This window comes from Lewinellaceae bacterium (genome assembly GCA_020636135.1).
In the GTDB taxonomy this organism is placed as follows: Bacteria; Bacteroidota; Bacteroidia; order Chitinophagales; family Saprospiraceae; genus JAGQXC01.
In genome coordinates this window covers 3873662-3888945 of sequence record JACJYK010000001.1, presented here as the reverse complement: position 1 = coordinate 3888945, position 15284 = coordinate 3873662, and the positions used below count along the sequence as shown (strand labels likewise).

At 48.1% G+C, this 15284-nt stretch carries 8 protein-coding genes; 3 read left to right on the top strand and 5 right to left on the bottom strand.

Translation table 11 applies throughout. The features are described 5' to 3' along the window. The first annotated feature begins 269 nt into the window (after nucleotides 1-269). Complete coding sequence (locus H6570_15035) at nucleotides 270-6542, top strand: PKD domain-containing protein (GenBank protein MCB9320595.1); 6273 nt, start codon at nucleotides 270-272, stop codon at nucleotides 6540-6542. 124 nt (nucleotides 6543-6666) lie between these two features. Here the strand turns inward: H6570_15035 and H6570_15030 are convergent, their stop codons facing one another. The 5 genes from H6570_15030 to H6570_15010 form a co-directional block, all read right to left on the bottom strand. Further along, complete coding sequence (locus H6570_15030; GenBank protein ID MCB9320594.1) at nucleotides 6667-8013, bottom strand: TolC family protein; 1347 nt, start codon at nucleotides 8011-8013, stop codon at nucleotides 6667-6669. A 10-nt stretch (nucleotides 8014-8023) separates the two neighbouring features. Next, nucleotides 8024-9598 (bottom strand): DHA2 family efflux MFS transporter permease subunit, encoded by a 1575-nt coding sequence (locus H6570_15025; GenBank protein ID MCB9320593.1) that lies wholly within the window; start codon nucleotides 9596-9598, stop codon nucleotides 8024-8026. A 5-nt stretch (nucleotides 9599-9603) separates the two neighbouring features. Next, entirely contained in the window at nucleotides 9604-10626 is a 1023-nt protein-coding gene (locus tag H6570_15020; GenBank protein ID MCB9320592.1) for an HlyD family secretion protein, read from the bottom strand. After that, nucleotides 10623-11237, bottom strand: a complete 615-nt coding sequence (locus H6570_15015; GenBank protein ID MCB9320591.1) for a TetR/AcrR family transcriptional regulator — start codon at nucleotides 11235-11237, stop codon at nucleotides 10623-10625. Before H6570_15015 ends, H6570_15020 begins: the two co-directional genes overlap by 4 nt. 167 nt (nucleotides 11238-11404) lie before the next feature. Further along, complete coding sequence (locus tag H6570_15010) at nucleotides 11405-12625, bottom strand: ATP-grasp domain-containing protein (protein MCB9320590.1); 1221 nt, start codon at nucleotides 12623-12625, stop codon at nucleotides 11405-11407. A 208-nt stretch (nucleotides 12626-12833) separates the two neighbouring features. On the opposite strand from H6570_15010, the gene radC reads away from it, so the two are divergent. Both radC and H6570_15000 read left to right on the top strand, forming a co-directional pair. Further along, entirely contained in the window at nucleotides 12834-13472 is a 639-nt protein-coding gene (radC, locus tag H6570_15005) for a DNA repair protein RadC (protein ID MCB9320589.1), read from the top strand. 47 nt (nucleotides 13473-13519) lie between these two features. Next, a complete protein-coding gene (locus H6570_15000; protein ID MCB9320588.1) occupies nucleotides 13520-15280 on the top strand; it encodes an ABC transporter ATP-binding protein in 1761 nt (586 codons plus the stop codon). Nucleotides 15281-15284: the final 4 nt, after the last annotated feature.

Sequence of the window (15284 nt, the reverse complement as noted above, 5' to 3'; positions counted from 1 at the left end):
CATAATGTGCGCCAGTCCGTGACGGGAAGTATTACAGGATCCTGATATAACCAACAACGATATATCCTTATTTTTACTTAGCGGTTAATATTGCTCGTACTATAATTAATGCCATCCCGGACCATTCCATCAGGCAGTTATACATTAGAATGAATTATATGTGAATTTGTCTAATATAATATTCTTTTTATCTTCACCAGTATTAACCTACCGCTCGACTGCCAAACCTGATTAGGTGGCATGATCGCGGTATGATAATACCGACAACCATGAAGCATTTATATGTACTGGGATTGATTTCCTTCATTTTATTTACCCATTTTTCGAGTCCCAATCGTTCACCGGAATCCGATCATTCTGCAGATTTAAATACAAATGGTTCCACCATCATCCGTGCCATTCCTGCCATTCAACCAGCAGTAGATGCCGGATATTATTTTACTACGTCTCATTTATCCGTAACATTTACTGACACATCCGCCGGACCTCCTACCAGTTGGTTGTGGGATTTTGGTGATGGGAATACCTCCACCCAACAAAATCCTTCTTACAATTACGCAAACCCAGGGACCTATAAGGTTTGTTTGACAGTACTTGACGCTTCCACAGTGGATTCAGTTTGCCATACGGTCATTGTTACCTGCCCGAACCCTGAGTCCATTTTAAGTTTTTCCGGGAGCGGTTCCATGGTTAATTTTGTCGACCTTTCTACCGAAACTCCTTCCTCTTGGTTGTGGGATTTTGGAGACGGTAATATATCCACGCAACAGAATCCAACCCACACGTTTAGCTCAAATGGAGTTTACAAGGTTTGTTCTACAGTTACCAATGAATGTGGAACCGATTCATCCTGTGCAATGGTGATTATACCCGCCTGTGATTTGAGGGTGGATCCATTAATTGTATCCAATGAATCAGCTCCCGGTGCCAATGATGGTACATTGATGGTTTCGGCAGTAAGCACCTATACACCGATCACTTTTACACTATCAGGCCCGGTGAATGCAATGAATGGTACGGGGAGTTTCACCAGTTTACCTCCCGGTAATTATTCGATACAGGTTGCCGACGTCAATGTGACCAGCCCTTGTATTGTTGATTCTTCCTTCTCTATTCAAGCATTTGATTGTGGACTTGATCCGGATTTTACGGTGGATAAGACTGATCAGTGCAATGGTAATCCCATCCAGTTTGCAGCTATGGCAACCGGCGCGACCAGCTACCTATGGGATTTCGGAGATGGAGACACCTCAACCGTCCAAAATCCATTGCATATCTACCAGGATACCGGGACTTTCTCGGTTATTTTAACCGTGTCCAACGGTTCCTGCTCTGAGATGATCACCAAACCCGACCTGATTGTAGTCACTCAGCCCATTGCCAGATTTACCGTAAATCCGGATTGTGGATTCAGCACCCCTCATACAGTATTTTTTACCGATTACTCTATTTTGCCTGATACGTGGTTTTGGGACTTTGGTGATGGCAATACCTCCACCGCTCAAAACCCCATTCATACCTATACTTCATATGGAGCGTTTAGGGTAGCCTTGACGGTGACCGATACGGTCAATGGTTGCCAATCCGCTTTTTCGGACTCCGTTCTTGTTGGAGGGTTATTTGCGGATTTTTCGGCATTCCCCCTTTCCGGATGTGGCCCATTAACCGTGAATTTTGATGATACAATTACAGCCTTTAGCAATTATCCGGCGATCCGGTGGGTATGGGATTTTGGAGATGGTGGCAGTTCAGATTTGCCAAACCCTTCCCACACATATGAAACACCCGGAGATTATACCGTCACACTTACTGTCTTTAACTCTTTTGGTTGTTCGGATTATAAAATCAAAACCAATTATGTGCAGGTGATTGGTCCTGATGTGGCTTTTAGTGCAGATACCACCCAGTCCTGTGGTTCACTGATGGTCCAATTTACAGACTTAACGATGTCTAACGCTTCAATCACCGATTGGCTGTGGGATTTCGGTGACGGAAGTTCATCAACCATACAAAATCCTTCCCATACCTATACAAGCCTTGATAGCTTCGATGTTACACTGACCATCACCGATATGGATGGCTGTATGCGTAGTCTGACTCAGTCCGCCTTTATTGATACGAGAGCGCTTTGTTCTCCCTACGTTTGCAATTTGACGTGTCCAAATGATACGATTATCAACCTCGATCCATTTGGTTGCGAAGTGATGTTACCCTCCTATGCTGTAGAAGACTCCTGCTTGTCCTTTCTCGACCTGATCAGCGGACAGTTACCAGGAACCCCATTTCCTATCGGAACAACTGCCAATGAAGTCGTATTGACCGATCCGTTTGGGTTTAGTGATACCTGCCGCTTTTCGATAACGGTCATAGAGAACGGCTCTGTGAACCCAATTCAGAATACGGCCAAACGGGCGGCTGCAGGTCTTGCCTGCCATGACCAGGTAACCATTAGCCTGGGGCAGGAATGTTCGCGGCTGGTAACAGCCCGCGATGTTTTAATCACATCGGGAGCAGGCTGCATTGACCGCTATAACTGCTTTCTTACTGATCCACGAACCGGGCAAACCATTTCAGGCAATTTATTAAGTCTGGATCATGCCGGTCGTGAGTTGACCTATGTTGTCCAGGAGATTGAGACTGGAAATAAATGCTGGGGGGTTATCCATGTAGAGAATAAATTACCTCCACAGCTTTTATGTGTGAATGATACCATCAGCTGTTTGCAGATGGGTGAACATGAAGATCTGGTTGTCATTACCAATCCCTGTACGGACTATCCCTCAAAAGAAGAAGTCCTGGAAAAGCAGTGGACAGACCTTGGCTGTGATGACCGGGAGTTCATTGGATACCTGGCTCGGAGGGTACGTGCGACTGATGTGTGGGGCAACTACATGGAATGCCGGGATACGCTGTTTGTACGCAAAGAGACCATCGACAGCCTGGTCTGCGGCCCGGACACCGTGATCGAGTGCAATCTGGTGCGCCAACTTCCAAACGGGACCTGGGTGGATCTGCTATGGAACAGCGGCGCGAAAGGGGACACGTATCTGGATGCTCAGGGCTATGCCCACCCCTGGCCCACCAATGCTGCTGGAGTTTTTCCGGCCCCTTATCTGAAGAGTACACAACCGGGGCAGGATCCGGGCTATTTATTACCCGGGCGGTCGGATGCCGGACCTGACTTTACCAACAGTGGAAAATGTCAGATCGTCTTTGACTACGATGACCACCTGATACCCACCTGTGGAAAAGCGTATAAAATCCGCAGGACCTGGCATGTATATGACTGGTGCGGAGGTGGCGATACGACCTGCGTGCAGTGGTTTATCGTCGAGGACCATTTTCCACCCCGGGTGATGACCTCCATGTTGGATGATGCCAGGCGGTATTATCCGGACATTATCGACTTTAATAAACTCAACAGCAGCCCTTTCGTATTTCCGGAAGCTAAAAATATCAATGTTAATGCAGATCCCCATGACTGTAAGGCAGGAGTGCAACTCCCTGACGTGCGAGAATTCGTGGAGCGGAGCCCAGGGCAATACACGTATTACGAATGCGATGACGAGCTGGAGCTGTACTACGAAGTGAGTTACAGTGATCCCGGACACCCGGGAAAAGAGTTGTATATACAGGGTAATTACGATATTGACGGAGGACATTTATACCTTCCTGCTGGATTGCATCCGGTATTATGGACCATTCGTGACCGGTGTTGGAATGAGTTTAAAATCTGGCAAATGGTCTATGTATACGACAATACACCGCCGGTTCCGGTATGCGATGAGATTACGCAAGTGACCCTGGACCCACAACAATGCTGGGCCCGGGTTTATGCAAAAGACCTGGACGATGGCAGCCACGACAACTGTTGTGATCAATTGCATTTTGCGGTGGCCAATATGGACAGCGTGACCTACTGGGACAACTACTGGCACGAATACTTCCTTAATTGTTTTGGTGAAAGCGACTATAATGCCAACAAAGAGGGATATGATGCCTTCATTGAAGATTGGATCAATTCTTACGTTTTCGACGATTACATTGATGTGACAGAATGTGGCAGTGAGCAGTTGGTCCTGCGGGTGTATGAAGCTTGTGGCCTTCCTGCCTATGACCCGCATACCTTTTTCGGAGGGGAACATCAATGGTATTGGTTTAATCATTCCCCATTATTTCTGATTAACTATTTGTGGAAATTGGATGAATACATCCATTATGGCAACCCTCGATATCGATTTGTTTGCGATGATGGAAATTTCGGATTTGATATTCCGGTTAATCCGAGGACCCATATCTTTGAACACATCGATAGCAATCCTGAACTTACTGAGGGAGGTTATTCCGCTTGTAATTTATTTACGTCAAGTGGCTCACGATTTGAATACATAGCGCCATTTTTAACTGAAATACTTGTTCCCGCATCCTGGAACCTTTGCGATTGGGTGCTAACGACCAATGATGCCATCAATGATTGGAGGAAAAGGGTATTTGAACCTTACCGGACGGAAGCGGAGATTACCAAGAATTTGAATTTAAAATCGCTCTATTACACGCCCGTGAAATACAGCGACTGCATGATTGAAGTGCGCAAGGACGACAAGACTCCGCCAGTGGTAGTAGCGCCTGAGGATGTAACCGTTTATTGCGATGGTGTTCCATATTATTGGGAACTCACAAAGAGCTATGCAGGCGGATCCAAAACAAACATCATCCAGGGCTACGGGGCACAGTTTACCCATGATGTGTGCTGGAATGAGGATGTGCTCACCAGCTATTGTACCGATCCCTTTGTTTCCGATCCTAAACCGGCGTTGCCAAGCGCAGAAGTTGACAACAATACCACAGCCTGCTGCGTTGAGATCCCGTGGGATGGCGGGGACTTCGGCTACTACGGTGGCTCGGTCTGCGGGGAATACAGTTATGCCGGCGGCGTCAACTGCGATGAATACAGTTACTGGTATCACGATCACAACTGGCAGCCGATCTACTGCCGGCTGTGGCTGATGCTGGATAAATACGACAACCCGGACGGTGGACACCCGGATCCACAAAGCTACTTTGATGAGACGGCGGAAGACTGGGTGATCACGGACAACTGCTGGGCGCCGGAAACGGAAGTGGAATACAGTGGCAGCCTGAACGAATGTGGGGTAGGGACGCTGACCAAGATGGTGACGGCTACCGACAAATGTGGCAACACAGCGTACGACACGCAGACGCTGTATGTCAAACCACGTTCCGACTTTGAAGTGATCTTCCCGGCAGATGTAGTGGTGAACTGCACCGACCAGGCCAATCTGGCAGCAGACCGCACGGGAGCGGGTTATCCGGAGATCAGCGACGACGACTGTGAGCTGATCGGGGTGACGTACTCGGATGAGCGCTACGATGTGACGGAAGGCTGCTATAAGATCTTAAGGACATGGAAGCTGATCGACTGGTGTGTTTATTCACCGGACCTGCACAGCCGCTATCCGGATGTGATCGTCGACGACCGGTTGGTAGCGAGTGAGAGCAGATGCTGCATCCACCGCAACCTGAAGGATGACGGCGATGGTTACATGACGTACCTGCAGGTGATCAAGGTGATCGACGACGAAGCGCCGGTGATTGTATGCAATGAGCTGGCTGAGACCTGCATCCTGGACAACAACTGCGATGCAGCGACGGTACGGTACGAATTACTGGCTTCGGGCACGGATAATTGTGCGGCTGAAGATGAGATCCAGTACCGCTACACGGTATTGGCCGATGAGACCACTCCGGTAGCTTACGGACAAGGCCATGAATTAACAGCAGAACTGGCGGTAGGCACCTATGGTGTCTGGCTGGTAGGTAAGGACCGCTGCGGAAACGAGGACAGCTGTTATACAACCTTCACGATCAGAGACTGCAAGAACCCAACTCCTTATTGCTACCATGGCATCGCTACAGTGGTGATGAGTCCTTCGGGCGAGGTCGAGGTATGGGCTACGGACTTTGATGCGGGCAGCTACGACAACTGTACGACAGCCGATAACCTGATCCTGAGCTTCACGGAAGACGGAGAGACACCAAGCATAACCTTCACCTGTGCGGACATCCCAGACGGACGTTCCCAGGAGATCGAAGTGGAGATCTGGGTGATCGACGAAGCGGGTAACAAGGACTTCTGCACAACGACGTTGTTGCTGCAGGACAACACCGGTAATGCCTGCCAGGACAGCAGTCCATTGACAGAGTCGGGATCCGGAGTAGCATCTCCGGGGCAAAAGGTAAAGGGTGAAGGGATAAAGACGCCTGAACTGTATCAGAATACGCCGAACCCGTTCAGTGGGGAGACGAAGATCGGCTTCTGGTTGCCGGAAAGCATGACAGCCACGCTGAAGATCATGGATGTGACAGGTAAGGAGCTCTACCGGGTGACCGGTAGTTATTCAGGAGGAAATCATCTGATTACACTGGAAGCTGGTAGCATCCCGGAAGTGAGGGGAGTACTGTTCTATCAACTGGAAACGGAGCAAGGCGTATTGAATAAACGCATGGTGAAGGTGAATTAATAAATTCCGACAACTCGTTAATTCGTCAGTGAAGGGCAGGAAGCGCAAGGTTATGCTGACAACACGATAGTGTTCGTCAGTAGGAGGAAGCGCGAAGGCAATGCTGACATTGCGAAAGCAATCGTCAGTAATTGATATTTCCTACCGCCTGGTCGTAGTCTACTTTTGCCATGATTGCCTGAAACAACGCGTTATAATAATTGGTTTGAGCCAGGCGTAAGTCGGTTTCTGAATTTAATACGTCGATGGTAGCGGAGATCCCTTTTTCGTTTTCAACTTTTATTGCTGCTGTATTTTCTTCGGCGAGCGTTAAATTTTCTTTTTGGATTTTAATGGCAACTAAACTGTGATCGTATTTTATCCGGGCTTGTTCGGTTTGATAATCGATCAACTCTTTTATTTCGGTCAGACTATTTTCTATTTTTTGCTCCTGCAGTAAATATTTATTCAGTTTATACCTTTTTTCATCTCCATGGTAGATGGGTACGCTCATGTGAACGCCGATCATGGTATAATTGTAAAATCTTGATGCTTGAAATAAATTGTAAAAATCCGTTGCCGACGGGTTGTATCCGGTCACAGCATAACCATAAATACGTGGATAATATCCTGCTTTTTCAATGGTCAATCCACTTTCTATCAATCGTTTCTGTGTTTGCAACATCGAATATTCTGCCCGCTTCCCGTATTGAATGGCATCGCTCTGGGGCAATATTTCGATCAGTTGTGACTCGTCCAGTTGGTCGGCCAGCTCGATATTCGTATCCGGACTTAAATGCATGAGCTGGGCCAGCATGGATTTGCTTAATGCGACATTTTGTTGTGCCCGTTCAATTTCTGCTTGCATATTATTTACGGCAACCTGAATGCGCTGAACATCAATGGGGCGGGCGATTCCGGATTTAACACGGGACTCCGTATTCGATCGCATGGTTTGCACCCGCTCTAAATTATTTTGCAGATAATCCAGTTGCTCTTGACTGATTAAAATGGAATAATAAGCCTTGGTTACCGCTACCGCGATATCTGTTTTGCTTTTCTCCGTTTTTTGTTTGAGCAACGTATTTTGGATCGTATCGGATTTCAGGGTTTCAAAAAGGGATTTATCGTAAAGCAGTTGATTTAAGTGAATGCTGGGCGAAAGGGTATTACGTAATTGCAACTGAAATGCAATCACTTCTCCATCCGGTTGGGAAGGGTTGGTAAATGCAGGAATCGCTCCATTTTCCAGGATAATACGCTGGATGTTGTAATTATGGATAAAATCCATTTCACCATCAATGTGTGGTAATAACTTCGTGCGCAGGGTGGCCCGGTCGTTTTCATGAATGGCCAGGTCCAGCTGGGCATTTTTCAACAACGGACTATTATTCAAAGCCTGGTCAATGCACGACTTTAGATCGTAGGCCCCGTTTTGAGCGCCGATGATAAAGGGAATCAGGATTATGGGAAATAGAATGAATTTTTTCATAATCGAATTTTTACTCAAGCGCTAATTCCAGTTCAGGACCTTTAGCGGTTGAAGATTTGTCTGATTTTTTAGTCTTAAACAGCACCAAAAGAGGAATACACAGGGCAAAGAATACACCCACGATCAAAAAAACATCATTGTAGGTCAGGATCATGGCCTGTTGAAATAGGCTGCCTTTCAGTGCCAGTAAGGATTGAGCCTGAGCGGTGGATGGATCTGCACCTTTGGAAACAAATAATCCGATCATGGCCCGCAGGCGGTCATAAGTGGTCTGATCGTAAATGGAAAGATGCTCACTTAATCGATTGAAATGTTCCAGGCTGCGTGTTCCTATAAAGGTGGTGGCTCCCGCAATACCAAATGCACCTCCAAGCTGCCTCAGGGTTGTCATCAATGCGGTACCCTGCGGTACATCACGGTTGTGGAGCGGAAAAATGGTCAGCGTCAGCAAAGGGATAAACAACATCCCCAGCCCGATCCCACGCAGGATCAAAGGCCAGAAAAAGTCGGATGCACCCGTGTTGAGATTCATGCTTGAAAGTCGCCATACGAAATAGACGAATAAACTGAATCCAATACCGGCCAGGACAACCGGTGACAACCAGTTTTTGCGCATAACGGTAGCAACGACCGGCATCATCAGTCCTGCGGCCAGACTACCGGGTAGCAGGATCAAACCGGTTTCAACCGCCGAATACCCCAGCATGGTCTGCAGGAATACAGGGATGACGAACACAGAGGCGTAAAGCCCCACTCCCTGTACCAGTGAAAAAACACAGCCAATGGCATATTGCCGGTTTTTCATCAGTCGCAGATTCAGGATCGGGTCCTTTACTGTCAGCTGTCGCCAAATGAATATGATGCCGGCTAACACCGCAGCAATGGACAGGTACGTGATGTAGCGGGTCTCAAACCAATCCTCCGATTCTCCCTTTTCCAGCACCACCTGCAATGAACCAATGGTTACTATCAGCAACGCGATCGCCAGCCAGTCCATTCTTCCTGTTTGTAGCCGGTGTTCGGATTCGCGGATGTAGAGGAATGAGAGGATTGCCGCTATGATGCCTACCGGAATATTGATGTAGAATACCCAGTTCCACGATAGTTGGTCGGTGATGTAACCACCCAGGGTAGGGCCTATAGAAGGTCCTATGATCACCCCCATCCCGAATATGGCGTTCGCTTTGCCCAGCTCCTCACGGGGGAATGTGTCAACCAGAATGGCCTGGGCAGTAGCCAGCAGCCCGCCGCCACCGATGCCTTGTATGATCCGGAAAACGATCAGTTGAGCGACTGTGGTGGCGTTGCCGCAAAACACCGAAGCGATGGTGAATAAGATGATGGATGCTGTGAAATAATTTTTCCGGCCCAGTTTTGAACTCAACCAACCGGACAAGGTGATCATGATGACATTGGCACCGGTGTAAGCGGTGACCACCCATGAGATATCACCCAGGGTTGCACCAAGATTGCCCATCATCTGGGGTAGCGTGACGTTAACGATGGACGAGTCAATCAGTTGCAATAACGCCGCTGAAATGACCGTGACCACCACGATCCATTTATTTGGAGTCTTTTCCTGCATGCTGCTTATCTTTTCACCTCCACATTGACACTCATACCTGGTTTGAGCTTGCTCAGTGTCTCTTCATTGTGGTGAATGGCAATGCGGACCGGGACCCGCTGTACCATCTTGACAAAATTGCCCGTTGCATTATCCGGAGGTATCAATGAAAACTTGGATCCGGTGGCGGCACCGATGGACTCTACTTCACCCGTCACTTTGAGCTCTGGAAAAGCATCCACTTCGATGTTGACTTCATTCCCGATTTCAATACCTGGCAGCTGGGTTTCTTTAAAGTTGGCTGTGATCCATACATTCTGATGTTCAACCAGCGACATGAGCGGTTGTCCCGGCTGGATGAATTGTCCCGGCTGGATATTGTCCTTGGATACGATACCATCAACCGGTGCATAGATCCGCGTATAGGTCAGTTGCAGTTTGGCACTCTCAATGTCTTTTTCCCGAAGTAAAATATTGGCTTCAGCAACTTTGATCTGCGCCTGGGCGGTCTGAACTTGCTCATTGGCTGAGGCGACGGCCTGCTGGGCAATGGACAGCTGGGACTTGGCGGTTTCCAGGCCGGCTTTGTATTGATCAATTTGTTGTGGGGTGGCCAGGTTTTGTGCATACAATTCGTTGTACCGGTTGAAATCGCTCTCGGCTTTCCAGATATTGGTTCGCGGTAACTCTAAAGCTACTTCAGCGCTTTTCCTGGCCTGAATTGCTGCATTCAGGTTTGCTTTGGTTACAGCCAGCTGCGCCTTCGCTCCCTCCAGTGCAGCCTCGGCCTGATGCGTACGGGTGACCAGATCCAGACTATCAATGGCTACGAGCAAATTGCCGGAATGTGTTTCCTGATTCTCAGAAACATTGACCACCTGGATATATCCGCCGATTCGTGAGGTGACCGGTACGATGTGTCCATCAATAGCTGCATCATCGGTGATCTCGTAGGCCTGATGGTGCTGATAGACCTGGTATCCTTTATAACCACCGAAACACACTGCAATGAGCAGCAGGAGGTACAAAATGATTTTTCTTCCTTTCATGATTGACATTTTATTCCCTTACAGAAGATTTCAACCAGCATTTGATATTGCTGATACAACAATTGATAGTCCTCCGTGGAAATGTTGATTAAATCTTTTTTTAATGTGAAATTGCGACGTAAGCCCTGGATCAAATCGATGAATAATTCTGCATATTGAGCCACATCCAGGGACTGGAATTCTCCATTCTGGATCCCTTTTTCAAGAATTTGTTTGGCCAGTAATATTTCTTTTTGGCGGAATAACTCAAATAATGGGGTGAAAACAGGTTTGGATTTGTGGATCAAATTCAAACTAAGTTTATTGATATTCAATAGGTCTTGAAAAAATTTGAGCCGCTGGTCTGCATAGTCTTCCAAAAGCTGATGGGCACTCAATCCGGTGCTCAGATGTGCATTTTGTTTTTCGATGAATTGCTTGTGCTCGCTCTGTATAACAGCCCGGAAAAGATCGTCTTTGTTGGCGAAGTAATAATACAGGGAGGCTTTGGACATTCCGATATCGTCGGCTATTTCATTCATCGTCGTTTTGTCCAGGCCATAGGCCACCAGGCGGGCTTTTGCCGCTGTCAGGATGGATTCCACGATTTCAGTCTTTTCGTTATTGACCATTTGACTATTTCGGATAAAAAGTCAAAGATAGTGCAAAGATTGATTACGAATCAGAATTTATTTATTTAGAAGTTGCAGGAAGGCTGTTGCGTGGTAAGCAGCAGGACAGGGCAGAAGCCAGGAAACCACCGCATCAGGGAATTAAGGCATAAAATGGTGCTTCCGCATTAATTCGACAGGAAGACGCGTACGGTTGAGACGATGTCCAGTAGCACGGAACGCACGACCTCAGTATCGGGATGACGTACGATTACGTAACCTTCTCCCTCGTAGGTCTGACCTTTGGGTGCTCCGATTTGAGGTATTCGATGGTCACAGATCAATCCGGCGTATTGTTGCTGGATGGCTTCCCAGCCATTGATAGTACTTACTTTGCCCGTTCCCATGCCGCGTAAATAGGCGGCTCCGACCGCATATTTTTGTTTGGGAGCACTGAATTCACCTTCGATCATAAGTTTGGCCCAGGCTTCGATGCTGTCGAAATCAGCGGCACGGGAGATCAGCGTGGTAAACTGAGCGCCGGGGGGGCGCATGGCTACTTCGGAGATACGGATCGTGCCATCGGCCAGCCGGAACCACTCCATATGACTCCAGCCATCCTCGGGCCCCAGGGCTTGTAATGTTTTATCCGCAAGTTTCCGGATGTCTTCGTAATCCGGGCCGCCTGCCGGATTTGGTAAGAGTACCTGCCATTGGATCCAGTCGTTTTCCATCACTTCTAATGGCGATGGCAAATATTGCGTGTAGGTACGGAAAACCATTTTACCCCGCAGGCAGAAGGTATCACAACTTCCCTCCTGTCCTACCAGGAGTTGTTCGAGCAACCAGGGGGTCTCCTGGTCACGGACCTTTTCTGCAATGAATTTTTCCCATTCTGCGTCATTATTGATCCGGAAGGTTTGTTGAGCAGCAGCCCCGGCGGGAGGTTTAGCCACCATTGGAAGCCCCAGCTTTTTTAATGCTTTCTGAGCCTCCTCTTCGCTTTCTATCTTGAGATATTGAGCGACCGGGATGCGGGCTTTCTCCAATACCTCTTTCATGCGTTGTTTGATTCGGTAGTTTTTGGCGGTCGCCGGCCGCATGCCAGGTATATCCAACGCTTCCCGGATAGAGGCGATCAATTCCTGCACCTGTTCATTGACGACCAGACAGCGGTTGATAGGTCCGCCTTCGTCACGCATATTTCGGCAGGCCTCCAGCATTTCCTGATAATTGAATATATCGTCAACCTTCCAGAAGCGGGTCACTCCGGCATGTGTAGGGTCTGGTAAATTTTCTTCGACATCCTGACTGATGACAGATAGACGGATAGGCATCGAGACCAATCCTTTCAGGAATTGTTTGGCATTTTCGGTGAAAAATGGGGTAACAAATATCACGTGTTTCATATCCGCCGGGTTATCGATTAAAAGTACAGAATTCATCACCAAGTACCATTCACAGGGCACGATTTTCGTGCCGGAAGGAAGCATTGCAATGCCGTTTTAAGGCTTTTCTTGCTATATTTAATGTTGTTTTACCTTAGTATGAATTACTGCCTTGAAACCCGGACTCAATATTAAATCCTGGTCCCTGGATGACCGCCCACGTGAGAAAATGATCCAAAAGGGAGCTGCCGCACTATCCAATGCGGAGTTAATTGCCATTTTACTTGGCTCGGGACTGCAAGGCATTACGGCCGTAGATCTGGCAAAACAATTGCTGGGCGATCACCATAACCGGCTGGAAGCTCTGGGTAAAGCAACGCTCCAGGAACTAATGCAATACAAAGGGATCGGTGAGGCTAAGGCCATTACCATTGCGGCAGCCCTGGAATTAGGCCGCCGCCGCCAACGTGAGGAACCCACCCAGCGAACGGCCATTCACAATAGTCAGGACGCCTACCAGTGCATTCTTTCCTATTTTCAGGATCTTGATCATGAGCGATTGATGGTCATGTATCTGAACACCGCAGCACAGGTGATCACCGTCGATACCGTCTTTATCGGAGGATTGGCCAGTACAGTTGTGGATGTGCGCATTGTATTTAAGAAAGCTCTGGACCATCGTGCGACGTCCATGATCGTAGCTCACAACCATCCATCGGGTAACCTCCAGCCCAGCCAGGAAGACCGGCGTATTACCCGCCAGCTGGTAGAGGCCGGCAAGGTTTTATCCATCCCGGTGCGGGATCATTTGATCGTCACCGGTCGCGGCTATTTTAGCTTTGCCGATGAAGGATTGCTGCAATCTTAACATAACCGTTCTGGCATCATTTTGTTATTATTGCATTGTCTTCATTTATGGCAGGTAAAAACAAAATAGATTTTGGCCTACTAGGGAGGGTCATGCAATTGACCAAACCTCACCGTACCGTATTTTTCTGGACCGGATTTTTAGCCATTATTCTGGCACCATTAGGCACCGCCCGGCCTTACCTGATCAACATCATGGTCGACAAATACATCGTCGTCGGAAATATCCAGGGCCTCATTCGCATGTCGATCATCCTTGTAGTACTGCTGGTGATCACCGCATTGGCCAGATATGCTTTCAACTACCTCAGTAATTGGTTGGGTCAGCTGGTGATCAGGGATTTGCGTGTAAGCGTTTTTAATCACATCATCCATCTTGGATTGCCCTATTTTGATAAAACGGCGGTGGGCCAATCCACGACCCGGACCATCAACGATATTGAAACAATCAACAGCATCTTTACCCAGGGTACCGTGACGATCGTTGCCGATCTGCTTGGGATGGTAGCAGTACTGGTCATTATGTTCATCACGTCCGTCAAGTTGACACTGATCTGCCTGATTGCGCTGCCGTTCCTGATCTGGGCTGGGTATATCTTTAAGGAAAAGGCAAAATCATCCTTTCAGATCGTCCGTACCAAGATCGCCCAGATGAATGCATTTTTAAATGAGCGGATCACCGGCATGCGGATCGTACAGATTTTTAATGCCGAGACCCAGGAGGCTCGTAAATTTCGGCTTATCAACCGCGATTATACCCAGGCGAACCTGGACACCAATTTTTATTATGCTGTATTTTTCCCGGTGGTGGAGTTGATCGCTGCGTTCACCCTGGCCCTGATGGTCTGGTGGGGCGCCCGTGGAGCCCTGACAGGACAGGTGACCATCGGCGAACTGATAGCTTTCCCCATTTACCTGACCATGTTGCTCAGACCGGTGCGTATGCTGGCGGATCGGTTTAATACCCTCCAAATGGGGTTGGTGGCAGCAGAACGGGTTTTTAATATCCTGGATAAGGAACACGGACTTAAGGACAACGGGAGCCTGGTTGTCGAGCAAGTGAAGGGACTCATAGAATTTGACCATGTCACTTTCAGTTACGACGGGCAGGTGGATGTATTGAAAGATATATCCTTTGAAGTTCAACCCGGGCAGACGTTGGCTGTAGTAGGTCATACGGGCTCCGGTAAGTCCACATTGATCAATTTGCTGAACCGGTTCTATCCTTTAAAAAATGGCGAAATCCGTGTTGACGCGATTCCGCTGGAGACCTACGATATGCGCAGTCTGCGCCAACGTATGGCACTTGTCCTGCAGGATGTTTTTTTGTTCACCGGGTCGGTATTTGATAACATTACCCTGCGCAATGAACACATCACCCGGGAAGAGGTCATCGAATCTTCCCAGCTGATCGGTGCCCACGATTTCATTGAGAAGTTACCTGGTGGTTATGACTTTGTGGTGATGGAACGCGGGAATAACCTGTCTATGGGCCAGCGGCAGCTCATCTCGTTTGTGCGGGCGTTGGTTTTTAATCCCAACATCCTCATATTGGATGAGGCTACTTCTTCGATCGATACTGAAACAGAAGCAGTGATCCAGTACGCCATCGAAACCCTTATTTCCAAGCGTACTTCGATCATCATTGCCCACCGGCTCTCCACGATACGGCATGCCGATCAGATTATGGTCATGGATAAAGGTCAGATCAAAGAGATGGGCACCCACGATGAGCTACTGCGTATCGAGAATGGATTCTATAAGAAACTGTACGATATGCAGTTTGCCGACCTGCAACCTGTATTATAACCAA